General features: G+C 31.6%; 25 protein-coding genes, 1 tRNA gene, 1 rRNA gene and 1 other RNA gene. 27 read left to right on the top strand and 1 reads right to left on the bottom strand.

What is annotated here, in order from left to right; all coding sequences use genetic code 11:
• Positions 1 to 42: 42 nt before the first annotated feature.
• The 4 genes from pflB to T434_RS0104630 all read left to right on the top strand — a co-directional run bounded on the left by pflB (position 43) and on the right by T434_RS0104630 (position 5,067).
• Complete coding sequence (pflB, locus tag T434_RS0104645) at positions 43 to 2,307, top strand: formate C-acetyltransferase (protein WP_026400105.1); 2,265 nt, start codon at positions 43 to 45, stop codon at positions 2,305 to 2,307.
• Entirely contained in the window at positions 2,294 to 3,049 is a 756-nt protein-coding gene (pflA, locus tag T434_RS0104640) for a pyruvate formate-lyase-activating protein (RefSeq protein ID WP_026400104.1), read from the top strand. Before pflB ends, pflA begins: the two co-directional genes overlap by 14 nt.
• Positions 3,050 to 3,133: 84 nt before the next feature.
• Positions 3,134 to 3,976, top strand: coding sequence for a bifunctional 5,10-methylenetetrahydrofolate dehydrogenase/5,10-methenyltetrahydrofolate cyclohydrolase (locus tag T434_RS07025; protein ID WP_162150741.1), 843 nt, complete (start codon positions 3,134 to 3,136; stop codon positions 3,974 to 3,976).
• A complete protein-coding gene (locus tag T434_RS0104630; protein WP_026400103.1) occupies positions 3,973 to 5,067 on the top strand; it encodes a glycerophosphodiester phosphodiesterase family protein in 1,095 nt (364 codons plus the stop codon). The genes T434_RS07025 and T434_RS0104630 overlap by 4 nt, the downstream gene beginning before the upstream one ends.
• A gap of 23 nt (positions 5,068 to 5,090) precedes the next feature.
• On the opposite strand, the gene T434_RS0104625 is transcribed toward T434_RS0104630, so the two are convergent.
• The gene (locus T434_RS0104625; protein ID WP_035358419.1) at positions 5,091 to 5,501 is read right to left on the bottom strand and encodes an OsmC family protein; all 411 of its coding nucleotides are present in this window, start codon (positions 5,499 to 5,501) and stop codon (positions 5,091 to 5,093) included.
• 102 nt (positions 5,502 to 5,603) lie between these two features.
• Between T434_RS0104625 and T434_RS07935 the strand changes: the two genes are divergently transcribed.
• The 23 genes from T434_RS07935 to T434_RS0104515 all read left to right on the top strand — a co-directional run.
• Positions 5,604 to 6,143, top strand: coding sequence for an inorganic diphosphatase (locus tag T434_RS07935; RefSeq protein ID WP_162150740.1), 540 nt, complete (start codon positions 5,604 to 5,606; stop codon positions 6,141 to 6,143).
• A gap of 6 nt (positions 6,144 to 6,149) precedes the next feature.
• On the top strand, positions 6,150 to 6,857 hold the full coding sequence (locus T434_RS07930) for a YebC/PmpR family DNA-binding transcriptional regulator (protein WP_026400129.1): 708 nt from the start codon (positions 6,150 to 6,152) through the stop codon (positions 6,855 to 6,857).
• A gap of 203 nt (positions 6,858 to 7,060) precedes the next feature.
• Positions 7,061 to 8,290 (top strand): serine hydroxymethyltransferase, encoded by a 1,230-nt coding sequence (glyA, locus tag T434_RS0104610; protein WP_026400101.1) that lies wholly within the window; start codon positions 7,061 to 7,063, stop codon positions 8,288 to 8,290.
• A 15-nt stretch (positions 8,291 to 8,305) separates the two neighbouring features.
• A complete protein-coding gene (locus T434_RS0104605) occupies positions 8,306 to 9,601 on the top strand; it encodes an RnfABCDGE type electron transport complex subunit C (RefSeq protein ID WP_026400100.1) in 1,296 nt (431 codons plus the stop codon).
• Positions 9,602 to 9,611: 10 nt separating this feature from the next.
• Positions 9,612 to 10,679: an RnfABCDGE type electron transport complex subunit D gene (locus T434_RS0104600; protein ID WP_162150739.1), complete on the top strand. Its 1,068-nt coding sequence runs from the start codon at positions 9,612 to 9,614 to the stop codon at positions 10,677 to 10,679.
• A complete protein-coding gene (locus tag T434_RS0104595; RefSeq protein WP_162150738.1) occupies positions 10,676 to 11,623 on the top strand; it encodes a hypothetical protein in 948 nt (315 codons plus the stop codon). The genes T434_RS0104600 and T434_RS0104595 overlap by 4 nt, the downstream gene beginning before the upstream one ends.
• Complete coding sequence (locus T434_RS0104590) at positions 11,620 to 12,531, top strand: hypothetical protein (protein ID WP_162150737.1); 912 nt, start codon at positions 11,620 to 11,622, stop codon at positions 12,529 to 12,531. Before T434_RS0104595 ends, T434_RS0104590 begins: the two co-directional genes overlap by 4 nt.
• The gene (locus T434_RS0104585) at positions 12,528 to 13,100 is read left to right on the top strand and encodes a hypothetical protein (RefSeq protein WP_026400096.1); all 573 of its coding nucleotides are present in this window, start codon (positions 12,528 to 12,530) and stop codon (positions 13,098 to 13,100) included. Before T434_RS0104590 ends, T434_RS0104585 begins: the two co-directional genes overlap by 4 nt.
• Positions 13,090 to 13,644: a hypothetical protein gene (locus T434_RS0104580; protein WP_026400095.1), complete on the top strand. Its 555-nt coding sequence runs from the start codon at positions 13,090 to 13,092 to the stop codon at positions 13,642 to 13,644. The genes T434_RS0104585 and T434_RS0104580 overlap by 11 nt, the downstream gene beginning before the upstream one ends.
• 24 nt (positions 13,645 to 13,668) lie before the next feature.
• The gene (locus tag T434_RS07525; RefSeq protein WP_051614420.1) at positions 13,669 to 14,739 is read left to right on the top strand and encodes an FAD:protein FMN transferase; all 1,071 of its coding nucleotides are present in this window, start codon (positions 13,669 to 13,671) and stop codon (positions 14,737 to 14,739) included.
• A 4-nt stretch (positions 14,740 to 14,743) separates the two neighbouring features.
• On the top strand, positions 14,744 to 15,205 hold the full coding sequence (locus T434_RS0104570; RefSeq protein ID WP_162150736.1) for a hypothetical protein: 462 nt from the start codon (positions 14,744 to 14,746) through the stop codon (positions 15,203 to 15,205).
• Positions 15,202 to 15,711, top strand: a complete 510-nt coding sequence (locus T434_RS07010) for a Gx transporter family protein (protein WP_051614418.1) — start codon at positions 15,202 to 15,204, stop codon at positions 15,709 to 15,711. Before T434_RS0104570 ends, T434_RS07010 begins: the two co-directional genes overlap by 4 nt.
• Before the next feature lie 94 nt (positions 15,712 to 15,805).
• On the top strand, positions 15,806 to 16,060 hold the full coding sequence (locus tag T434_RS0104560; protein ID WP_026400093.1) for a type B 50S ribosomal protein L31: 255 nt from the start codon (positions 15,806 to 15,808) through the stop codon (positions 16,058 to 16,060).
• 72 nt (positions 16,061 to 16,132) lie between these two features.
• Positions 16,133 to 16,729 carry a thymidine kinase gene (locus T434_RS0104555; protein WP_162150735.1) on the top strand — a complete coding sequence of 199 codons (597 nt, stop codon included), beginning with the start codon at positions 16,133 to 16,135 and terminating at the stop codon, positions 16,727 to 16,729.
• Entirely contained in the window at positions 16,716 to 17,162 is a 447-nt protein-coding gene (locus tag T434_RS0104550; RefSeq protein ID WP_026400091.1) for a nucleoside deaminase, read from the top strand. The genes T434_RS0104555 and T434_RS0104550 overlap by 14 nt, the downstream gene beginning before the upstream one ends.
• Positions 17,163 to 17,175: 13 nt before the next feature.
• An RNA gene (gene ffs / locus T434_RS07710) (signal recognition particle sRNA small type) lies at positions 17,176 to 17,269 on the top strand.
• A 116-nt stretch (positions 17,270 to 17,385) separates the two neighbouring features.
• On the top strand, positions 17,386 to 18,054 hold the full coding sequence (locus tag T434_RS0104545; protein ID WP_026400090.1) for a hypothetical protein: 669 nt from the start codon (positions 17,386 to 17,388) through the stop codon (positions 18,052 to 18,054).
• Positions 18,047 to 20,020 carry a transketolase gene (gene tkt, locus T434_RS0104540; protein WP_026400089.1) on the top strand — a complete coding sequence of 658 codons (1,974 nt, stop codon included), beginning with the start codon at positions 18,047 to 18,049 and terminating at the stop codon, positions 20,018 to 20,020. The genes T434_RS0104545 and tkt overlap by 8 nt, the downstream gene beginning before the upstream one ends.
• Before the next feature lie 3 nt (positions 20,021 to 20,023).
• A complete protein-coding gene (mnmG, locus tag T434_RS0104535) occupies positions 20,024 to 21,877 on the top strand; it encodes a tRNA uridine-5-carboxymethylaminomethyl(34) synthesis enzyme MnmG (protein ID WP_026400088.1) in 1,854 nt (617 codons plus the stop codon).
• Complete coding sequence (rsmG, locus tag T434_RS0104530; protein ID WP_035358416.1) at positions 21,870 to 22,559, top strand: 16S rRNA (guanine(527)-N(7))-methyltransferase RsmG; 690 nt, start codon at positions 21,870 to 21,872, stop codon at positions 22,557 to 22,559. The genes mnmG and rsmG overlap by 8 nt, the downstream gene beginning before the upstream one ends.
• A gap of 10 nt (positions 22,560 to 22,569) precedes the next feature.
• Positions 22,570 to 22,743: a DUF951 domain-containing protein gene (locus T434_RS07705; protein WP_084301091.1), complete on the top strand. Its 174-nt coding sequence runs from the start codon at positions 22,570 to 22,572 to the stop codon at positions 22,741 to 22,743.
• A gap of 205 nt (positions 22,744 to 22,948) precedes the next feature.
• Positions 22,949 to 23,032, top strand: a tRNA-Tyr gene (locus tag T434_RS0104520).
• Between the two features lie 195 nt (positions 23,033 to 23,227).
• Positions 23,228 to 23,420 (top strand): 16S ribosomal RNA (locus T434_RS0104515); the annotation flags it as partial.

The following is a 23,420-nucleotide window of genomic DNA, read 5'->3' as shown; positions in this document are numbered from 1 at the left end:
ATAAAAATGAAAGGTCAATTAATTTTTATAGGAGGACTTGTTATGAAACCTTATGAAGGATTTAAAGAAGGGGTTTGGCAAGAAAAAATTGATGTTAGAGACTTTATTATCCGAAACTATTCTGAATATAAAGGGGACGGCAACTTTTTAGCTGGTCCAACTGATGCGTCACTAACATTAAATGAAATGTTCAAATCTCTACTTAAATTAGAAAGAGAAAAAGGCGGCGTCATTGAGTTAGATACTAAAGTAGCATCAACTATCGTTTCTCATGGTGCGGGTTATATCAACAAAGAGTTAGAAAAAATCGTTGGTTTACAAACAGATAAACCACTAAAAAGAGGCTTTTTCCCTAATGGTGGTATAAATATTGCAGTAAAAGCCGCAGAAGCATATGGCTATCACGTTGATGAAGAAACAATTCATACTTATACAAAGGTAAGAAAGACACACAACCAAGGTGTATTTGATGCATATACTCCTGAAATTCGTCGTGCTAGAAGATCACATATCATCACAGGCTTACCTGATGGATATGGTCGTGGAAGAATTATTGGTGACTACAGAAGAGTACCTTTATATGGTGTTAACTTCTTAATTGAAGAAAAGAAAAAAGATTTAGCATCAATCACATTCCCAATGACAGAAGATAAAATTCGTTTACGTGAAGAAATCACTGATCAAATTAACAGTTTAAATGAATTAATCGAATTAGGTAATATTTATGGATTTGATTTAAGTCGTCCAGCTAATGATTCTAAAGAAGCTATTCAATGGTTATACTTAGCTTATCTTGCAGCAGTAAAAGAACAAAATGGTGCAGCAATGAGTTTAGGTAGAGTTGATGCATTCTTAGATATTTATATTGAGCGCGACTTAAAAAATGGTGTTTATACTGAAGAAGAAATTCAAGAATTTATTGACCATTTTGTAATGAAATTAAGAATGGTTCGTTTTGCAAGAACACCAGAATACAACCAATTATTTACAGGAGACCCAACCTGGGTTACAGCTGTATTAGGTGGTATGGGATTAGATGGTCGTTCATTAGTTACTAAGACTGCATTTAGAATTCTTCAAACACTTTACAATTTAGGTACATCACCTGAACCAAACATTACAATTCTATGGAGCGAAAACTTACCAGAAGGATTTAAAAACTTCTGTGCAAAAACATCAATTGATACATCAAGTATTCAATATGAATCAGATGATTTAATTCGTCCTAACCATGGTGATGACTATGGTATTGCATGCTGTGTATCACCAATGGCGATCGGTAAAGAAATGCAATTCTTTGGTGCCCGCGCAAATGGTGCTAAAGCATTACTTTATGCATTAAATGGTGGACGTGATGAAATCTCTGGTGATCAAGTATTTTATCGTACAAAGAAAGATGTATTAAAAGCTGATATATTAAACTTCGATGAAGTTATGGCTAGATTTGATGAAACATTAGATGAATTAGCTGAAGTATATGTAAATGCATTAAACATCATCCATTACATGCATGATAAATATGCATATGAAAAAATTGAAATGGCATTACATGATAAGGATGTTACAAGATTCTTTGCTACAGGTTTAGCAGGTTTATCAGTTGTTGCAGACTCATTATCAGCTATTAAATATGCGAAAGTTCATCCAATATATGATGATCGTGGATTAATTACAGACTTTGAAGTTGTTGGTGATTATCCTAAGTTTGGTAACAACGATGATCGTGTTGACCAATTAGCCGTTGACGTTGTTGAAAGATTTATGAAGAAAATTGCTTCATATCCAACTTATAGAAATAGTGTTCCAACGATGTCAATTTTAACAATTACATCAAACGTTGTTTATGGTAAAAATACAGGCAACACACCGGATGGTAGACGCTATGGTGAGCCATTTGCACCTGGTGCAAACCCAATGCATGGAAGAGATAATAGCGGCGCATTAAAATCATTAATGAGTGTTGCTAAAATTCCTTATGAATATGCTAGAGACGGTATTTCAAATACATTTACAATTATTCCTCAAGCATTAGGTAAGAAAGTTGAAATCAAAGATAGTATTGTACATGAAGTTAAAGATATACGTGTTGAAAACTTAGTACAATTAATCGATGGTTATTTCTTACAAAAAGGATACCATTTAAACGTTAACGTATTTAACCGTGAATTATTACAACAAGCTTACGAAAATCCTGATTTATATCCAAACCTAACAATAAGAGTATCAGGTTACGCAGTAAACTTCTCTAATCTAACAGATGAACAAAAACGAGAAGTTATGAAACGTACATTCCATGAAAACTTCTAAGATTTTAGGTAATGTGCATTCTATCGAAACCTTTGGTGCCTTTGATGGCCCAGGATTAAGATATGTACTATTTTTACAAGGATGCCCACTACGTTGTAAATTTTGTCACAATCGTGATACTTGGTCTACACAAACAAATAAACTTATGAGTGTTGAGGAAGTATTAGAAGATTACAATAAATACAGAGCCTTCTATAAAAAGGGTGGGCTCACCGTTTCTGGCGGTGAGGCTACCCTTCAACTTGAATTTTTAACCGAATTATTCAAAGAAGCCAAAAAACAAGGCATTCATACTTGTTTAGATACAGCGGCTGGAACATTTAGAGAGTCAAGAATAGAAGAGTTCGAAGAATTAATTAAGTATACTGATTTAGTGTTATTAGATATCAAGCATATTGATAACGAACAACACAAATGGTTAACAGGTTCTGAAAATACAAATATATTAAAGTTTGCTGAGTTTTTATCAAAGCGTAAAATTCCAACAATTTTAAGATATGTTTTATTGCCAACAATTAATTCAAGTGAAACACATCTAAAACAATTAAGAGCTTATATAGATACATTAGACAATTTTGTTGGTATTGATATATTACCTTATCATAAAGCGGGAATCTATAAATGGGAAAAACTTGGTTTTGAGTATGAGTTAGGTCATATTGATGTTCCAAGTCAAGATTTGATCGATTTTGCAGAATCAATTCTTAAAAAAGATTATAAATATATGAAACAAGGGATTTAAGGTAACTTAAATCCTTTTTTATTGAATAAAGACTAAAATTTTTGTTTATAGTGTAAAATATGAATGATAGAAAAGGAATGATGAATGATGTTACTTGAAGGTTTAAAAGTATCAAAAATACTCAACGAAGAATTAAAGAAAAAAGTAGAACAGCTAAAAAGAAAACCTAGATTAGAAATTATTTTAGTGGGTGATGATCCAGCAAGCCTAATTTATGTGAATTCAAAAGTGAAGACACAAAGTGAATTGGGTATGGTTGCGAATTTAAATCATTTTAAAGAAAATAGTGATGAAGATGAAATCTATGAATTTATTCAAAAACTAAATAATGATGATTCTGTTGATGGGATTCTTTTACAATTACCTGTACCAAAACATATGAACCAAGAAAGATTAATGGATGCTATTTCATATAAAAAGGATGTTGATGGATTCCATACAATGAATCAAGGTTTATTATTCCAAAAAAGAGAAGGAATTCGTCCAGCAACACCTAAAGGAATTATGATGCTACTTGATTATTATGGAATTGATGTTCAATCCAAACATGTTGTCATTATTGGTCGAAGTCAAATTGTAGGTGCTCCACTTTCTAAAATGTTTTTAGATAAAAACGCTACTGTAACGATTACACATTCAAAAACGAAAGACTTACCATCAATTACTAAACAAGCAGACATTTTAGTTGCAGCACTAGGAAAACCTAAATTTGTAACATACGATATGGTTAAGGATGGAGCAATCGTAATTGATGTGGGTATTAATCGTGTTGATGGCAAACTAACAGGTGATGTTGATTTTGAAGCCGTTAAAGATAAAGTAAGTTATATTACACCTGTTCCAAAAGGCGTTGGACCGATGACAATTTGTGCTTTAGGGTATAATTTATATGAACTATATTTGAATAGAAATGAGAGGGAAAAATGAAAATATTATTTAGAATTATTAAATGGTTTATCATTGTATTATTCGTTTTAGTATTATCAATTACAGTACTAAACGTTATACCGGTTACACCATCTAAAGTGAATAAGACAAACCCATTTATTAAAGAGGGAAAATACCCTTTAATTATTCCTCATGGAGGAGCTAAAAAATTAGCACCAGAAAATACAATATATGCATATGATATGTTGATTTATGATTTTGATGCAGATGTTTTAGAAATAGATTTATCTTTAACGAGTGATAATATTTTAATTGCACATCATGATTTATTTTTACACTTTTCAGATGAATCAGAGATGAATGGTAAATTAATTAAAGATTATACTTATGAAGATATTTTAAAAGAATATGAAAATGATGACTATTATCTAGCGAGAAATTTTGTTGATCCTAATGGTGATAAACCATTTGAAAATAGCACCAAAGAGCAATTATCTAAAATGGTACCGGCAAATTTAGAAGAAGATATCTTTAAAAAAGTTGGAGATAGTGTATTATACATTTTAGAAATTAAAGACTCACCAACATCAGAAGGTTATGAAGGTGGCGATAGATATAAAGTAGCTGCTCAAATACTTATTGATTTAGTTTACAAGTATGGATTAGAGAACAATGTTGTTTTAGCATCTTTCTCTGACGATGTAACAACATACTTTAGAGAAAATGCACCTGAAATGTTAATGAATGCAGGTGTTAAAGAAACAACAAACTTTGCAGTATTTAGTGCATTTCATATTGATTTTTTCTGGAATGTAAACAGCGAAGTTTTAATTCTTCCAAATCGTACAAGCATGGAGCCAATTAGTGGAAGTACCGCAAGCTTACTTGATATGCTTCCTGGATTTATTAAAGATAAAATTGGTATTAAAGTTGGAGATGTTTATGAACCAAATTTAATGCATAGTCAAATCATCAATGATGCCCATCGTAAAAATATGGCAGTACTTTATTGGACAATTAATGATCCTGAAGAAATGAGATTGTTAATTGAATTAGGCGCAGATGGTATTATTACAGATAGACCGGATTTACTTAAACAAATTATTGATGAACTAAGATTAAAAGATTAAAAAAGAGTGGTTGCCCACTCTTTTTATTCATATGACTCCACATTTAATGTGACTTGTCCACTGTTTTTTAATAATTTAGATACTGGACAAAATCTATCTGCAGTTTCAGCAATAACTTTTGTTTCTTCTAAACTTAAATTTTCAATTGATACGTAGGCATCAAGTGTAAAACTATATCTTGTTATAGGATCAAAGAATAATTTCACATGAACTCTAACTTTAGATTTATTGTTCATTTGTTTAGCTTTAAGTATAGATTGAACAGTAATATTTAAACATGTTGCCCAAGAAGCACCAATAAGTTGTTCTGGGTTTGTATGCTCACTATCTGCTTCTTTAACAGGCTTTACGTTAACATAAAATCCATTTTCAGCAAAAACTTTTGCATAAGAACCATCTTCGTTAGTAACTATTGTTTCATAAACTTCTTTCATTTTTTCACAACCTTTCAAACATATTATACTATCTTTAGATAGAAAAAATTTTGATTTAGTGTTAAAATGTATATGCTATAAAAGAAAAACGGGTGAAAAAATATGAATATATGGCATGATATTAGCCAAAAAAGAATAACGCCAGAACGTTTTATTGTATGCGTTGAAATTTCAAAAGGCAGTAAGAAAAAATATGAACTTGATAAAGAAACAGGTATGATTATTTTGGATAGAGTCTTATTTACATCTGCTCACTATCCAGCAAATTATGGATTTATACCTCGTACTTATGCAGGAGATAATGACCCACTCGATGTATTAGTACTTTGCCAAGAAGATATTGAACCAATGAGTTTAGTCGATTGTTATCCAATCGGTGTTATCAAAATGATTGATAGCGATGAAGTTGATGAAAAAATTATCGCAATACCCTTTGGAGATCCATCATTAACTCAATATACTGACCTTAAAAATTTACCGCATCATTTACTATCTGAAATTTCACACTTTTTCGAAGTGTATAAGTCATTAGAGGGGAAAAGAACATATATTTTAGATATTGAAGGTCGCGAGGAAGCAGTTCGTGTAATTGAAGAAGCGATGACTTCATATGAGAAAAAATTTAGCAAGAAGGAAGATTGATTAACAATGGGAAGAGCATTTGAAGTAAGAAAAGAATCAATGATGAAAACCGCATTGGCTAAATCAAAAGTTTATGCTAAATACGGTAAAGAAATATATATGGCAGCGAAAGCTGGAGTTCCTGACCCTGAATTAAACGTGAACTTAAAACGCGTTATCGAAAAAGCGAAGAAAGATCAAGTTACAAGTGACGTTATTAAACGTGCTATTGACAAGGCTAAAGGTAATAGTGATGAAAACTATTATGAAATTCGTTATGAAGGTTTTGGACCAGGAAATAGTTTAATTATTGTGGAATGTTTAACAGACAATAATAACCGTGCATTATCAGATGTACGCACAGCATTTAATAAATCTGGTGGAAAACTAGGCGTTTCAGGATCTGTAATGCATCAATTTGAACATGTTTCAGCATTTTTAGTTGAATCAACAGAAGATAAGATTTTAGAAGTCTTATTAGAAAACAATTTAGATGTTAAAAACATTGAATCTGAAGGTGATGAAATTACAATTTATGCTGAACCTTCACAATATGCAGAAGTTAAAAATGCATTAAAAAATGCAGGTATTGAAACAAAAGAAGATAATATTACCTTCTTACCACTTCAATCTGTAGAAATTACTTCTAAAGAAGAATTAGAAAAATTTGAAAAACTAATTAACACATTAGAAGAACTTGATGACGTTCAAAACGTTTACCATAACGTAAAATAAGTGCGCAATTGTCGCACTTATTTTATTTTTGTCTTGCAAGCGTTATCATTTACATAAAAAGTTGCTTTTTTAATACGCAACCCTTAAAATAGATATGCACCGACGATTCTATACATTATTAATGTATATATAACTATGTTAAGAGAAATTGTTTTTTTAAATGGTATAATTTTAACATAGTACGAATGATGAGGTTTTTATCTATGGAAAATTTAAAAAAATATGACCAGGAATTGTATGAAGCAATTCAAAAAGAAGAAGAAAGACAAAAATATCACATTGAACTTATTGCATCCGAAAATTTCGTTTCAAAGAACGTTTTAGAAGCACAAGGTTCAATTCTTACAAATAAATATGCCGAGGGTTATCCAGGTAAACGTTATTACGGTGGATGTGAATATGTTGATATTGTTGAGAATTTAGCAATTGAACGTGTAAAAAAACTTTTTAATTCAAAATATGCAAACGTTCAACCGCATTCAGGTTCTCAAGCAAACGCTTCAGTTTTCCATGCATTACTTAATCCTGGTGATCGTGTACTAGGTATGAACCTCAATGCTGGAGGGCACTTAACACACGGTTATAAATTATCTTTTTCAGGAAGATTTTATGAAGCTTATCATTACGGTGTTTCGAAACAAACTGGCATGATTGATTATGAAGAAGTTTTAAAAATAGCAAAAGATGTTCAACCAAAAATGATTATTGCAGGTGCTAGTGCATACTCAAGAATCATTGATTTTAAAAAGTTTAGAGAAATAGCAGATGAAGTAGGTGCATATCTATTTGTTGATATGGCACATATTGCAGGATTAGTAGCGGCAGGACTTCATCCATCACCATTACCCTATGCACATGTTGTAACATCAACAACGCATAAAACACTTAGAGGCCCGCGCGGCGGAATCATTCTAACAAATGATGATGAAATTGCTAAAAAGATAGATAAAGCTGTCTTTCCTGGTGAACAAGGTGGTCCACTAATGCATGTTATAGCAGCAAAAGCGGTAGCCTTTAAAGAAGCATTAGAAGATGATTTTAAAACATATCAACAACAAGTTATAAAAAATGCTAAAGTAATGGCAGATACTTTTGCAAAGTTAGGCTATAAGATTGTCTCAGGTACAACAGAGAATCATTTAGTTTTAATTGATGTGAAATCAAAACTTGGTATAACAGGCAAACAAGCAGAAGACATCTTATATCAAGCAAATATAACAATTAACAAAAATGCCATACCTTTTGATGAAGAAAAACCAATGTATACATCAGGTATTCGTTTAGGATCTCCTGCGATGACAACAAAAGGTTTTAAAGAAGAAGATTTCATCAAAATATCATATTTTATCCATGAGTTATTATCAGACCCGACTAAAGAAAAAATTAAAGAAACACAACAAAAAGTCATTGAACTAATAAAATCTAAAGAATAGAAGGAGAGATGTTCCTTGATTACAAAGACAAGAATTATTCCCGATGGTAAAACTAATTTAAAAAGATTACCTTTAGTACACCATCTTGAAGCACCATATCTATATTACCCAATTACAAACCAACGTTGTCCAGAAGGTGAAACATGCGTTGTTTTTGGACAATTTGTTAAAGTTGGTGAAGTTATTGGTACAAGAAAGGGCGCATTTTTTGAACAACCTATCCACGCAACTGTTTCGGGTGAAGTTGTAGGGATGGAGATGAAGTATGACTCATCTGGACAAAAAGTTAACTGCTTAATCGTTAAAAATGATTTTAAGTATGAAATCCATGAGTCAGTACAAACAAGATCTGATGAAGATATTGCAAAACTAACACAAGCAGATTTTGTTGAAATTGCAAAAAACACAGGATTAGTTGGTTTAGGTGGGTCAGGATTCCCTACTTATATCAAACTAAACACAAAAGCTAAAGTTGATATCATCTTAGCAAACGGTGTTGAATGTGAACCTAAATTAATCTCTGACTATGAGCTTATGATGAATCATCCAGATGAACTCATCAAAGGGTTAATTTATGCAATGCAAGCTGTAGGTGCTAAACAAGGTATTATTGCAATTAAGAAAAAATATACCGAAATTAAAGAAAGATTAGAGTTTGCATTAAATTATTACACTGACTATGATATTAAAGTTGCATCTGTTGGTAATTATTACCCACAAGGTTGGGAATTAGAAGCAATTAAATCAGCTACTGGTATTGTTGTACCACAAGGTAAATTAACAGCTGATTATGGCATTATTCCATTTAACGTTTCAACACTACAATCTTTATATCATGCAGTTAAATTCAATTTACCTGTCTTAGAGAGATACTTTGTTATCTCAGGTGATGGTGCTGTTAATAAATCATTTAAAGCAAGAATCGGAACATCTATCCAAAGTTTACTTGATATTGCTGGGGGTTATGTTGATCCATCAATTCCAAAAACCTTAATTGTAGGTGGACCAATGATGGGTTCAAGCGTTCCTTCAGATGATTTAATCTTAACGCATACAACAACATCATTAATTGTTCAAAACACAGTATTTTTAAATGAAGATCCATGTGTACACTGTGCATCATGTGTGTATTCATGTCCTGTTAAGATTCAACCAGTTCAAATTATGAATGCTGTTAAAGCAAACGACAAAGAATTTTTAAAAACCTTGTCTGTTAATAAATGTATCGAATGTGGATTATGTTCATACGTATGTCCATCTAAGATTCATTTAACAGATTATATGAGACAAGGTAAGAGAATGTTAAGGTAGGTAATTGAACATGACACCATCAATTGTTAAAAAAACATCACCTTATATTAGAAAAGAAACTTCTACTAAACGCATGATGTTTGATGTGTTAATCGCATTAACACCAGTTACATTTTTCTCAATTTATAAATATGGATTAGATGCATTAGTTCGTATTTTAATCAGCTTAGTTGTATTCATACTTACTGAATTAATTTATTTTTTAGCAACAACTAAAGTAGAAGGGTATACTTTTAAAGAAAAACTTCAAGCAAAATTTAAAAAATATTCTATCAATCATTTTTCTGCTCCGGCAGTATCTGGTTTAATTTATGCAATGTTATTACCAGATAAACTCAGTTTATATGTCGTGTTTATGGGTGCTTTATTTGGAGCATTTGTAGGAAAAATGATTTTTGGTGGTTTAGGATACAATATTTTTAACCCAGCAGCTTTAGGCAGAGTATTTATTGCAGTAACATTTGCAGGATTTTTCCAAGGTAGTTATGGTTTTGTTGACCAAACATCTGGAGCTACAGCATTAAGTATGGGATTCCCCAATGCATTTAATGCTTATCGATTAACTGACCTTTTCGTTGGTAATATTCCTGGTGCAATGGGTGAAGTTCATAGTTTACTCATTTTAGTTGGTGCAATTTACTTAATTATTCGTAAAAGTGCTGATTTTAGACCAATGGTTTCAGCATTAGTTATCTTCACTGTATTAACAACAATTGCTGGTATAATTCTTTATCCATATCACGTTGTTGAATATGTATTATTCCATTTATTATCTGGTGGATTACTCTTTGGATTGGCTTTCATGGTAACAGACCCTGTAACAAGTCCAATTACACGTCCGGGCAGATGGTACTATGGCTTAATCATTGGAACGTTAATTTTCATGATTAGAACATTTGGTGCACTTCCTGAAGGGGTAGCATTTGCAATTTTAATTGCCAATGTCCTCGTACCAATTATTGATTATCCACGTTGGGCAACAAACCGTTTTACAAAGAAATTTTTCTTAACATACGGATTATCATTTGCCTTAATATGTGTGATTAGCTTCCTTGTCTTAGGAGGGTACACAATATGACAGCAACAAAAATTAAAAAATTAATTATATTATTTGTATCAATGGCTTTTAGTTTTGGATTAGTTATTTTAAGCCACGCAATCTTTGATCCAATCAAAAAAGAACGTGACAGACAAGAAATGTTAGATGAAGTTAAAGTTTATTATCCAAACGTTATTGATTTTGAACAATTGACAAAAGATACAATCAATGGTGTATCTATTGAACTAGCATTAAAAGTTTATGGAAAAGATGAAACACCATTAGGGTATTTATATATCATTAATGCAGGAAATAGTTTTGGTAATATCAAATTAAGAGTACTAGTGAATTTAAAAGATCGCATAGATAAAATTGAAATTGTTGAATTAAATCAAACAATGTATCAATCTAGAACTCAAGAAGCTATCAAATTATATGTTGATGCGCTTGTAAGTTCTAATATGCCAGATGTACTTGGTAGTGTAACATCTGTATCACTAAATACTTTAATTTCCATGATGAAAAGCTTAGGTGTTTATCACGATTCAATTATAAAATTCCCAAATATGTTACCTTACAAAGAATACTTTGGTGATGATTATGAAGTTGTTAGTACAGAAATAACAACATATGATGGTGCTGAAGTTAAAGTAGAATCAATTAAAGATAAAGGTTATGTATATACAGTTACTAAATCAGGTATTTATAACTCAGATTCTGATGTTGAAAGACCAATCACACTTATTTTAGCCTTAGATTTAGAAGGTAAGATTATTGGTGGTGAATTACCAAGCGACTTATATAAGCATTCAGGTGGTAACTATCGTGCGACTGTTATTGAATATTTAGAATTATTCTTTGACGGTAAAATTCAAGATGTTTTAGATAATTATGCTGGTGCATCAGATCCATCAATAGCATACAACTCAAGAAGATTAGTTCACAAAATTTTAGTCATTATAAGAGAGGTATATCAATCATGATGAAAAAAGAAAACCTCATATTAACTGTCGCATTTGTGATCATGCTTGTTGTAGGTATTGTTGTTGTTACTTTACAAAACTTTGTACCTTTAACTGCAATCGATAAAATGTTTAATCAAAAAGTTGTAATTGCTAATCAACAAGCGGTTATTGATCCTGAATATTCACAAATTTTTGAAAAAGCAGAAGTAAAGAATTTAAATGGTGAAAAACTTGCAAACCTTTATATTGCGCGCGTTGACAACACTTACTTTTATTTAGAGTTATATGTTGCAATCGATGCAAAAGGTAAAGTTTATGCAATTGATAAAGAAATTATTCCAAAAGATGAAACATCAAAAAGTTATTTACCTTTAGTTCGTGAATATTTACTTAAAAACTATAACGGATTATATTATCCAAACGTTCAATACATTGATGGTGCAGCAGGTGCTACAACAATTCAAGTATCTCGTTCTGCAATTAAAAATGTTGTTGAACAAATCATTGTTTATCATAACGGTAAACCAATTGACTACATTGAGCAATTATTTGGTGCTAAATATACATTAAACGCATCAAATACAGTATTAGGTATCGAAGTTAGTGATGTTACAGTAAATGGACAAAACTATAAAGTTTACCGCCATAAATTAAATGGTAGCTATAATGATGGTTTCCAAGATCATGAAGGTTCTATCACAATTTTAGTTGCAATCGATACAAATGGCGTTATTCAATACGTATCAATGCCTAAAGATTTATACGGTCATACTCAAGGAAACTTCTATCAAATTTCAAATTCATATGTAGAATTATTAAAAGGTGTTAATGTGAATGATGAATTACCAGATTTAGTAGCTGGTACTACATATTCACAAACACTTATCTCAAATATTATTGAAGATATTATGGAGGTGGCAAGATGAGTAAGTCTCGTGTTAAATATTGGGTTTTAGCTGGTGTAGCACCATTAATTATCGTCATTACAACACTGCAATCAGGTATAACTGTAGGCTTACTATTCTTAATTATTGCTTCCTTAATGTATCCATTTGAAGCTTTAATCAGTAAGTACTTAGATGGCCGTATGAAGGTATACTCATTGATTATTTTCAATACAACTATATTAGCAATTTTATTAACATTGATTAATACTTATCTTTCATTAGAAGAAATGCTTGCACTTTATGCAAGTAAAATCATTATTCACTTAGTACACGGTGAAGATGAAGTTAAAGTACGATATATTGATCGATTAGAACATTTAGGATTAGTCTTGTTATTATGTATTGTTATAGGGTTCTTAAGAGAATTCCTAGGAACAGGAGCAATTTCATTATTCCAATTTAAGTTTGAAGTGTTTAATTCAGATTATGCATTTTCATTCTTAAATCAACCGATGGGTGGATTTGTTCTTGGTGGTATTTTATATGGTATTATAAATACAATTAGATTTAGTAGAAGAGACAAGGAGGATGCACAAAATGTTATTTAATATTCTTGCGAGCATTTTAAGTGGTGTCCTTGTCAGCAACGTTATGACACATGGTTTAGGTTTAGAAACAATTATTGAACCTCAAACACGAATTAAACCAGTATTTATTAAATGTAGCACTGTTGCAGTAATGTCATTACTTGTCTTTGGTATTGATATTGCACTAGTACAATTTGTATTAATTCCATTCGATTTAATGTATTTACATTTATTAATTGTCATGTTCTTACTCATTTGTGTCAATGAGTTATATCAAGTTATTCAACCTAAAGTACCATTTTTACCACATGAACCATATATGGGTATTCATTCAATTTTATTAGTACCAATTATTTATGGTTTGGGTTCAGTATCATTAGGTGATGCAACAATTGAAATGTTTGCAGCAGCGATTGGATTTGTTGCTACAAGTGTATTATTTACAGTTATTATTTCACGCATTCGTGTTAATCCACTTTTAAAAGGATTTAAAGGTTTACCAATTCTTTTAATTATATTAGGATTAATTGCAATGGTATTATCAGGATTAAAAGGTATTTTCTAAATTATATTTTTGAGGTGTTGTACGATGAAAAAAGGTTTTATGATAACAATTTTAATAGGTTTAATAAGCCTTTTTTCTGCATGTACAATACCAAATTTAGGTTTATCAAGAAAAAATATCAGCTTTGAAACAATGGATACATATATTAGTGGATATGCATATCTTGATAACGAAAAACATGCAAATCTTGATATCGAAAAAGATATTAAAGCAATCTATGACAAAATTGATTCATTAACTGATAATTTTGAAGATGATAAAGTTTATTTAAACAATGTTTTTCAAATGAATAAAGCATTAAAAGAAACTGATGAAGATGAATTAACTTTTGAAATCGATCCACTATTATATGAATTAATGGCATTAGCATTAGAGGTTGAAGAAATAACAAATGGTTATTTTAATTTCTATATGGGTGATGTAGTTGATGCGTGGAAAGATTTAATTCAATCTAGTCCTAAAGAAGAAGTAAGTTTTGAAGATGTAAATCAAGTTAAAGATAAAGTGAATGCAATAGAAATTGTTGAAAAAGGTGTTTCACTAAATGAAACTGACGGAAAGTTTTATGTAACACTTAAAAAAGGATCAAAACTTGATTTTGGAGCGATTGCTAAAGGATTTGCAACACAAAAAGCTAAAGAATATTTAGAAGATCATGAAGTTACTATCTATAACATTTCAGGTGGAACATCATCGATTGTTCTAGGTGTTAAGTTTGGCTCAATTGAAGAATTTATGATTGGTATGAGAGATCCACTTGATCCGTTTGATACTTATGGATACGCGTACGCAACGATTAAAAATACATCTATTACAACATCTGGATCATATGAACAATATGTTGTAGATTCAGATAATAATTGGTATCACCATATCGTTTCACCAAAAACGAAGATGCCAGCAAACTATTATTTATCTTTAACAATTATTGGTGAAGATGCTGGATTCATGGATGCATTATCAACTGCACTATTCTGTATGGATGAAAAAACCCTTGAGGCGTTTCTAACAGAACATCCATATGAAGCTGTTATTTATCGATTTGATGGTACAAAACGCGTATTTAACCAAAATACAATAACACTAAGAGGATAACAATATGAAAATAAAGGACTATGTGATTATTGCATCACTCCTCGTTATTTTCGGTATTGCATTAATTATTGTTAATCTTCAACATGGTGAGCCTGGCTCCATTGGAAAAGTGTTTCGAGGAAGCGAATTACTCATTGAAGTGGATTTTAATAAGAATGAAGTCAAAGTTTATCCACAATCTGGATTTCCTGGATATCCTAAAGTAACTGATCCTATTGAAAATGAAGGTGGCGATTTAGCCTATATTATTATGGGTGCTTATGAGGATGAAAACGGACCTACTGAAGTGTGGATTGAAATTGATTTTGACACAAAAAGTTTAAGAATTGCTCACGATAGTACACCAAAACAAATTGGTGTAAATCGAAATTGGTATAACGGAACTGGATTACCGGTTATATCATTACCAAACAAAGTATATATTCGATTTGAAAATGTGTCCGACGATATGGATGGTTATGTATGACAAATGTTAAAACTCTAACAACACTTTCCATGATGTTAGCTGCTGCTATAGTTTTAAATGTTATTGAAATGCAGCTTAATATCATACCTGTTCCAGGTGCTAAAATAGGATTTGCTAATTTAGTGACTGTGATTGTGTTATATTTATTCGATTTTAAAAAAGCAAGTTTGGTAACCATTCTTAGAGTATTACTCGTAGGATTATTATATCGATCATTTACAGTAACATTCTGGATGGGGTTAAGTGGAGCAATTTTCTCAATTATTACAATGGGTATCATGAAAAAATGGTTTAGATTACACATTGTTACAGTTTCTGTATTTGGTGCTATTTTCCATAATATAGGACAAATTATTGCTGGTATTTATTTATTAGAAGAAGGACTTTTAGTCTATTATTTACCGTTTATGCTATTTATTAGCGTTCCTGCGGGATTTTTAATAGGTGTCATTTCTAATAGATTTTTACAAGTTTACAGTAGAAATTTTAAGGTTTCATCATTTTAAATAAAGTTATTGCATAAATAATTTTGATTTGTTATAATAGGTTAGCAAAACTTACTATGAGGTTCGCACTCATGGCGGAAGGAGAAATTAGCGTATGAAACAAGGAATTCATCCAAAAACTAGATTAGTTATCTTCGAAGATGCTCAAACTAAGAGACAGTTTTTAATTGAATCCACTATCAACGCAAAAGAAAAGGGTATCTACGAAAAAGATGGAAAAGAGTATCCATTAGTTCGTTTAGAAGTTACTTCAGACACACACCCATTCTACACAGGTGAACAAACATTCGTTGCATCTGCTGGTCAAGTTGATAAGTTCAATAAACGTTTAGAAAAATCTAAGAAATAATGAATTAAAAAGCGAGATGAATCCATCTCGCTTTTTGATATAATAAACTAAAAAGAGTTAGGGGTTACTGCTATGTATCATGCATATCAAAATGGATTTATAGAAGTTGTTTGTGGACCGATGTTTGCAGGAAAAACAGAAGAACTTATTCGTCGTGCAAGACGTCTACGCTATGCGAAACAAAAATTTTTAATATTTAAACCTGAAATTGATAATCGTTATAATGCAAAAAATGAAATTGTATCACATAACTTAATTACAGAAGAAGCGATTTTAATTAAGGAAGCAAATGATATCTTAAAATACATTAAAGAAGATATTGATGCAGTAATTATTGATGAGGCACAATTCCTAGATCATAATATTGTTAAAATTGCCGATTATTTAGCAGATATTGGTATTCGTGTCATTATTGGTGGTCTTGATAGAGATTTTAAAGGTAAACCATTTGGACCAATGCCAGAGTTATTAGCTATTGCTGAGTTTGTTACAAAACTTACTGCAATTTGTGTTAAAACAGGAGAACCAGCGACACGTACACAACGTATCATTAATGGAAAACCAGCGAGTATTCATGACCCAATTATTGTTATTGGAGCATCTGAATCTTATGAACCTAGAAGTCGCCATGCACATGAAGTATTAGGAAAAGACGATGACAACACATGAAAAATTTATGAAACTTGCCTTAAAAGAAGCTAAAAAGGCTTATGATAAAGGCGAGGTTCCTGTTGGTGCAGTTGCAGTGATGGGTGGAAAAGTTATTGCAAGAGCCCACAATTTAAAAGAAAAGTATCAAGACTTTTCAAAACACGCTGAAATGATTGTAATGCTTAAGGCATTAAAAAAAGTACCATCATGGCGATTAAATGAAGTTTCACTTTATGTAACATTAGAACCGTGTGCGATGTGTGCAGGTGCAATTATTCAAGCACGTATTGAAAAACTTTATTTTGGAGCATATGATTCAAAAGGTGGCGCTGTGAATAGTGTTGTAAATTTACTTGACAATAACTTTAATCATAAGGTAGAATATGTTGGTGGCATCTTAGAAGATGAATCTAAAGTATTATTAAAAAGTTTTTTTAAAACCCTAAGGTAATTTATATCCCTAGGGGGTATCCTCATTCAATATTAAGGAACGAACCTGGTCAGGCCTTGAGTGGAGCAGCCATAAGTCACCTGATATGTGGGTGAGGATACCCCGTAGGGATATTTTTTTATGTAAAAATTGAGACATATAGAATCAATAAAAATAAACGAAGCCCATTCAATATATCATTATGATATAATCAAATATGGATACTAATTATTGGAGGAAAAAAATGAAAATATTACCAAAAGATTATGATAAAGCACAAGGCACTCCATTTAGAGTGGAAGATTATCGTGGTAAAAAGTTAGAATTTTACTATTTAGATGATCGTGCTGATTATGCAAAATTCGCACAAAGAGGTCGCTTCTCTGTTTGGACTTCTAATGGTGAAGATTTTAGATTATTTGTAGATAAAGGTTATTATGAAGCAGTAAAAGAATTATATGAAAACGAAATTAATACAATTTGGTTAGATTTCACTTTAAGTATTTATGGCGAACAAAAGAAAATGAGTAAAAAATATTTAACATTTTCTATGATAATGTTTGTTTCATTATTTATATTAATGTTTGTTGCTCAAATGTTATTCTCTGAATATGTACAACCAATTTCAATTGGTACATTGGTTGTTATGTTGATTGGATTATTTGTTTCATCAAATAAACAACAAAGAGAATTAAGAGACTATGTTCAAGGAGAAAACACTAAGGCAAGTCAAATGATTAAAGATCATCTTGGTGTTGAAAAATTTGAAGAAGTCTTAAAAAATCAAGAATTGTATTATCAACAATATTTTAAAGTGGATTTAGACACTGAAGAAATTAACGAAGAAGAAAATCAAAACGAAGTTATTGAAGAAGAGAAAGAAAACGAAGAAAAGGATGATAAGAATGAATAATAAAGACATTTTATCTATTCAAAGTATCAGATTTTTAGGTGTGGATGCAATTAACCAAGCAAATAGTGGACACCCAGGTATTGTTTTAGGTGCTGCACCTATGGCACATACTTTGTTTACAAAACATTTAACTGTCTATCCAAAAGAATCTCGTTGGATTAACCGTGACCGTTTTATTTTATCTGCTGGACATGGCTCTGCATTACTATACAGTCTTTTACATTTAAGTGGATTTAATGTGTCTATTGATGATCTTAAAAACTTTAGACAATATCCTGGTAATACACCAGGTCACCCTGAATATGGTCATACAGATGGTGTTGAAACAACGTCAGGACCATTAGGTCAAGGAATTGCAAATGCAGTTGGTTTGGCAATTGCAGAAGCACATTTAAGTGCAAAATTTAATAAAGAAAACTTTAATTTAATAGATCACTATACATTTGTTATATGTGGTGATGGTGACCTACAAGAAGGTGTTGCTTTAGAAGCGATGAGTTTAGCGGGGCACCTCGGATTAGGAAAACTTATCGTTTTCTATGATTCAAATAATATTCAATTAGATGGTGCAACAAAAGATGCCATCACAAGTGATGTTAAAAAGCAATTTGAGGCGCAAGGTTGGCAATATATATCAGTTGCTGATGGTGAAAATATTCAATCAATTCATCGTGCGATTTTAGCTGCCAAACGCGATTTAAATCGTCCAACCATTATCGAAATTAAAACAATTATTGGTAAAGGTGCTAAAAACGAAGGAACATCTAAAGTTCACGGTTCACCATTAGGTAAAGAAGAAGCCTTAAGTTTAAGAGAAAAAACAAATTTTAATTATGATCCATTCTTTGTACCAAAAGAAGTTTACGAACATTACCGCACAAAGGTTTATAAACGTGGGCAAAAAGCATATAAAGCTTGGATTGAAATGTTACATCAATATGAATTAGCATATCCAGAAGAGGCAAAAAATTTCAAATCATATTTAGATGGTTTCGAAATTGATTTAAGTGATGTAACTTTTGAAGTTGGTTCAAAAGATGCAACACGTAATATGTTAGGTAAATTATTAGATTACGCAGGTAAAAAATATCCTAACTTAATTGGTGGTTCTGCAGACCTTTCATCATCAACTAAAGTTAAGGGACAAGATGGTTTATTCTCAAAAGAAAATCGTTTAGGTAGAAACATCCAATTTGGTGTAAGAGAACATGCGATGGGCGCTATTGTGAATGGTATTAATTTACATGGGGGATTAAAAGCGTTTAGCGGAGGTTTCTTTGTCTTTAGCGATTATATGAGACCACCTATGAGATTAGCTGCAATGATGAAGTTACCTTCCACATTTATTTTTTCACATGACTCTGTGTTAGTTGGAGAAGATGGTCCAACACATGAACCGGTTGAACATTTAGTTGGTTTAAGAAGTATTCCACACTTAAATGTGATACGTCCTGCAGATGGAAAAGAAGCACAAGCTGCCTTAGAATCTGCATTAAATTCTAAAGATTTAGCACATGTGATTGTTACAACACGTCAAAATGTATTAAATTTAGAAAATACATCTAAAGAGGGTGTTCTTAAAGGTGGATACATCGTATCTAAAGAACATCAAAAATTAGATGGTATTTTACTTGCAAGTGGATCAGAAGTTGAACTTGCACTAGAAGCAAAAAAAATATTAACTCAAAAGGGATTTGACATTCGTGTGGTATCTATGCCAAGTCATTATAATTTCTTAAAACAAGACTTAGCATATCAAAACGAAATATTACCAAGAGGTGTTAAAACTTTAGCAATCGAGTTAGGATCAAGTTATTCATGGTATCGATTCACACAATTTGTTTATGGGGTTGATGACTTTGGAATATCTGCTCCTGCTTTAAAAGTTTTAGAGCATTTTGGTTTTAATCCACACAGTGTTGCTGTAAAATTTGAAAGTATTTTGAATGGTAAAGAAGGTTTTTAATATATGATTTATGATGGAATTATTGTTGGTGCTGGACACGCAGGTGTTGAAGCAGCATTAGCAATGGCAAGACTCAAACTGAATACATTACTAATCACAGGTGACTTGAATAAAGTTGCTACTTTGCCATGTAATCCATCAATTGGTGGTCCCGCTAAAGGTGTTGTTGTCCGTGAAATTGATGCATTAGGCGGTCAAATGGGTAAATCAGCAGATTTAGCAACGATCCAAATGAAAATGCTCAACTCATCAAAAGGCCCTGCAGTTCGAGCATTAAGAGCGCAAATTGATAAAGAATTATATCCTAAAATCATGCGTGATGTCTTAGAAACCCAAGAAAATTTAACAATTGTTGAAGCATTAGTTCACGACTTAATTATTGAAGATAATATCGTAAAAGGTGTTCGTCTACTTGATGAAACACCTTATTACGGTAAGACAGTCGTTATTACAACGGGTACATACTTAGCTGCAGAAATTTTAATTGGACACGAAAGAATTGCAAGTGGTCCTCACGGTGAAAAACCGACATATGGTATTTCAGAACAATTAAGAAATCATGGTTTTGAAGTAATTCGTTTAAAAACTGGTACACCACCACGTGTGGATAGAAAAACAATTGATTTTTCTAAGATGACACCACAACCAGGTGATACGGAGTTTTTGACATTTGAACACGATTCTAAATTAACATCATATAAGCATAATGTGGATTGTTATTTAATTCATACGACACCAGAATTAAAAACATTGATTTTTGATCATTTAGATGAATCAGCAATGTATGGTGGTGTTGTTAAAGGTGTTGGACCAAGATATTGTCCTTCAATTGAAGATAAATTTGTACGTTTCCAAGATAAGGAACGTCATCAAATTTTTATTGAACCGGAATCTTTAAATTGGGATAGTATGTATATTCAAGGGTTATCAACGTCTATGCCAAGACATGTTCAAGAACAAATGGTACATAGTTTACCTGGATTAGAAAATGCGAAAATATTACGTTATGCATATGCAATCGAATATGATGCAATTAATCCTGCTCAACTTTATCGTACGCTTGAAACAAAGATTATTAAAAATCTTTATTGTGCAGGCCAAATTAACGGTACATCAGGTTATGAAGAAGCGGCTTGTCAAGGTTTGATGGCCGGTATTAATGCAGCGCTAAATGTTTTAAATAAAGAACCTTTAATTTTAGGCCGTGATGAAGCATATATTGGCGTACTAATTGACGATCTTATTACAAAAGGTACTTATGAACCATATCGTTTATTAACATCTCGTGCCGAACATCGTCTTTTATTAAGACATGATAATGCAGACATTAGATTAAGATTACACGGTTATCGAGTTGGATTAGTTGATGAATCTACATATCAAAAATTCCAAAACAAGATGAATGAAATGAATGATATCGTTCAATATACAAAACAAACAAGAATTAATCCAACCAAAGAAAATTTAGAGTATTTAAAATCTAGAAATTCTCAGCCAATTTATGAAGGTGTTTATATTTATGATTTATTAAAGCGTCCTGAACTTGATGTAGAAGATTTAAAGCATTTTGTTGTAGGATCATACAGTGAATCTGCATATGAACAAGCATTAATTACAATTAAATACGAAGGTTATATTGAAAAAGCTAAAAGAGAAGCAGAAAAATTCAAAAAGTTAGAAACACGTACAATACCAGCGGATATTGATTATTCAATGATTCACAATATTTCTTCTGAAGCAAGAGAAAAATTAAGTAAAGTAAAACCGGAAACTTTAGGACAAGCCTCAAGAATATTAGGTGTTAACCCGTCTGATATTTCTGTCTTAATGGTATTCCTTGAGTCTAGACATGCTTAAAAAATTATTTAATAAATATTTGAATTATGAACTAACGGATAAGCAAGTAGTTCAATTTGATACATACTATGATTTTTTAGTATCATACAATGAACATACGAATTTAACACGTATTACAAATAAAGAAGAAGCATATGTGAAACATTTTTTAGATTCTTGTTTACTAGGATTAGGCATTGATTTTAATCAAGTTGAATCAATTTGTGATATGGGTGCTGGTGCAGGATTTCCTTCGATTCCGCTTTTAATGATTTATCCCAACTTAAAGGTCACGATTGTTGAAAGCCAAATTAAAAGGGTTGAATTTTTAAATCAACTTAAAGAAAAATTAAATTTAGAGTATGAAGTGGTGCATGAGCGTGCAGAAGTTTATGCATTAAAAAATCAACAAAAATTTGATGTTGTTACTGCAAGAGCTTTAGGTGAACTTAATATCATTTTAGAATACGGCATACCAATGCTAAAGATTGGTGGTATATTTATTGCACCTAAAGGATCTAAATATGAAGAAGAAATAAAGCGCGCAGATAAAGCTTTAAAAATTTTGAATTCTAAAATTTCCCATATTGAAAATTTCGAATTAGAGAATATGGGTTTTAGAGCCAATATCTATATAAAAAAAGAAAAACACCAATCTGGATATCCAAGAGCATACGCAAAAATCATTAAAAATCCTTTATAAGAGGTGAATTATGATGTCATTTGAAGTTGGTCAAATTGTAACAACAAAAAAAGCACATGTTTGTGGAAGTAAAGAATGGGTTATTAAACGTATTGGAGCAGATATTAAACTTCAATGTAAAGGCTGTGGTCGTGAGATTGTTTTAATGCGATATGAGCTTGAAAAGCGTTTAATTAAAAAATAATTATCATAAAGGTTGTTTTTTAAAAAAGTATTGTTATAATAGATAAGGAATTGTGATTACAAAAGCATATAAAGTATCGGTTTAACGCCTAATATATATCTTATATATAGGTATTTCGAACTTTTAGCCACAATTCAAAAAAAGTTTAAAAAAGTAGTTGCAATTTTATCTATCTTACGATAGAATAATAAGGCACGAACAAGTTGGAGGGGTAGCGAAGTGGCTAAACGCGGCAGACTGTAAATCTGTTCCTAACGGTTCGGCAGTTCGAATCTGTCCCCCTCCACCACTTAAACTTCTATCCAATTTAAAAACCTTGTCTAAATTAGACAAAAAGTGGTTGACAAGGTTGTTTTATAATGATAGAATGTAAAAGCGCTTGAAAAAAGCGTAGTGCAAAAGAGTCTTTGAAAACTGAATGATGATGAACAATGAAACAAAAAAACTAATTAATTTTAGAGCTTAAATTAAACTTTACAAAAATTTTTTGGAGAGTTTGATCCTGGCTCAGGATGAACGCTGGCGGCGTGCCTAATACATGCAAGTCGAACGCTCTATAGCAATATAGAGAGTGGCGAACGGGTGAGTAACACGTAGATAACCTGCCCTTAACTCGAGGATAACTCTGGGAAACTGGAGCTAATACTGGATAGGACATATTGAGGCATCTTGATATG

It is taken from the genome of Acholeplasma equifetale ATCC 29724 (genome assembly GCF_000687735.1).
Classification (GTDB): domain Bacteria; phylum Bacillota_I; class Bacilli_A; order Acholeplasmatales; family Acholeplasmataceae; genus Acholeplasma; species Acholeplasma equifetale.
Note: the sequence above shows the minus strand (reverse complement) of the source record. Positions and strands in the feature narration are given on the sequence as shown.

Bases quoted from the DNA above. Each gene is read 5' to 3' on its own strand.
- pflB (WP_026400105.1), top strand. From the start codon at position 43: ATGAAACCTTATGAAGGATTTAAAGAAGGGGTTTGGCAAGAAAAAATT.
- pflA (WP_026400104.1), top strand. From the start codon at position 2,294: ATGAAAACTTCTAAGATTTTAGGTAATGTGCATTCTATCGAAACCTTT.
- T434_RS07025 (WP_162150741.1), top strand. From the start codon at position 3,134: ATGATGTTACTTGAAGGTTTAAAAGTATCAAAAATACTCAACGAAGAA.
- T434_RS0104630 (WP_026400103.1), top strand. From the start codon at position 3,973: ATGAAAATATTATTTAGAATTATTAAATGGTTTATCATTGTATTATTC.
- T434_RS0104625 (WP_035358419.1), bottom strand. From the start codon at position 5,501: ATGAAAGAAGTTTATGAAACAATAGTTACTAACGAAGATGGTTCTTAT.
- T434_RS07935 (WP_162150740.1), top strand. From the start codon at position 5,604: ATGAATATATGGCATGATATTAGCCAAAAAAGAATAACGCCAGAACGT.
- T434_RS07930 (WP_026400129.1), top strand. From the start codon at position 6,150: ATGGGAAGAGCATTTGAAGTAAGAAAAGAATCAATGATGAAAACCGCA.
- glyA (WP_026400101.1), top strand. From the start codon at position 7,061: ATGGAAAATTTAAAAAAATATGACCAGGAATTGTATGAAGCAATTCAA.
- T434_RS0104600 (WP_162150739.1), top strand. From the start codon at position 9,612: ATGACACCATCAATTGTTAAAAAAACATCACCTTATATTAGAAAAGAA.
- T434_RS0104595 (WP_162150738.1), top strand. From the start codon at position 10,676: ATGACAGCAACAAAAATTAAAAAATTAATTATATTATTTGTATCAATG.
- T434_RS0104590 (WP_162150737.1), top strand. From the start codon at position 11,620: ATGATGAAAAAAGAAAACCTCATATTAACTGTCGCATTTGTGATCATG.
- T434_RS0104585 (WP_026400096.1), top strand. From the start codon at position 12,528: ATGAGTAAGTCTCGTGTTAAATATTGGGTTTTAGCTGGTGTAGCACCA.
- T434_RS0104580 (WP_026400095.1), top strand. From the start codon at position 13,090: ATGTTATTTAATATTCTTGCGAGCATTTTAAGTGGTGTCCTTGTCAGC.
- T434_RS07525 (WP_051614420.1), top strand. From the start codon at position 13,669: ATGAAAAAAGGTTTTATGATAACAATTTTAATAGGTTTAATAAGCCTT.
- T434_RS0104570 (WP_162150736.1), top strand. From the start codon at position 14,744: ATGAAAATAAAGGACTATGTGATTATTGCATCACTCCTCGTTATTTTC.
- T434_RS07010 (WP_051614418.1), top strand. From the start codon at position 15,202: ATGACAAATGTTAAAACTCTAACAACACTTTCCATGATGTTAGCTGCT.
- T434_RS0104560 (WP_026400093.1), top strand. From the start codon at position 15,806: ATGAAACAAGGAATTCATCCAAAAACTAGATTAGTTATCTTCGAAGAT.
- T434_RS0104555 (WP_162150735.1), top strand. From the start codon at position 16,133: ATGTATCATGCATATCAAAATGGATTTATAGAAGTTGTTTGTGGACCG.
- T434_RS0104550 (WP_026400091.1), top strand. From the start codon at position 16,716: ATGACAACACATGAAAAATTTATGAAACTTGCCTTAAAAGAAGCTAAA.
- T434_RS0104545 (WP_026400090.1), top strand. From the start codon at position 17,386: ATGAAAATATTACCAAAAGATTATGATAAAGCACAAGGCACTCCATTT.
- tkt (WP_026400089.1), top strand. From the start codon at position 18,047: ATGAATAATAAAGACATTTTATCTATTCAAAGTATCAGATTTTTAGGT.
- mnmG (WP_026400088.1), top strand. From the start codon at position 20,024: ATGATTTATGATGGAATTATTGTTGGTGCTGGACACGCAGGTGTTGAA.
- rsmG (WP_035358416.1), top strand. From the start codon at position 21,870: ATGCTTAAAAAATTATTTAATAAATATTTGAATTATGAACTAACGGAT.
- T434_RS07705 (WP_084301091.1), top strand. From the start codon at position 22,570: ATGATGTCATTTGAAGTTGGTCAAATTGTAACAACAAAAAAAGCACAT.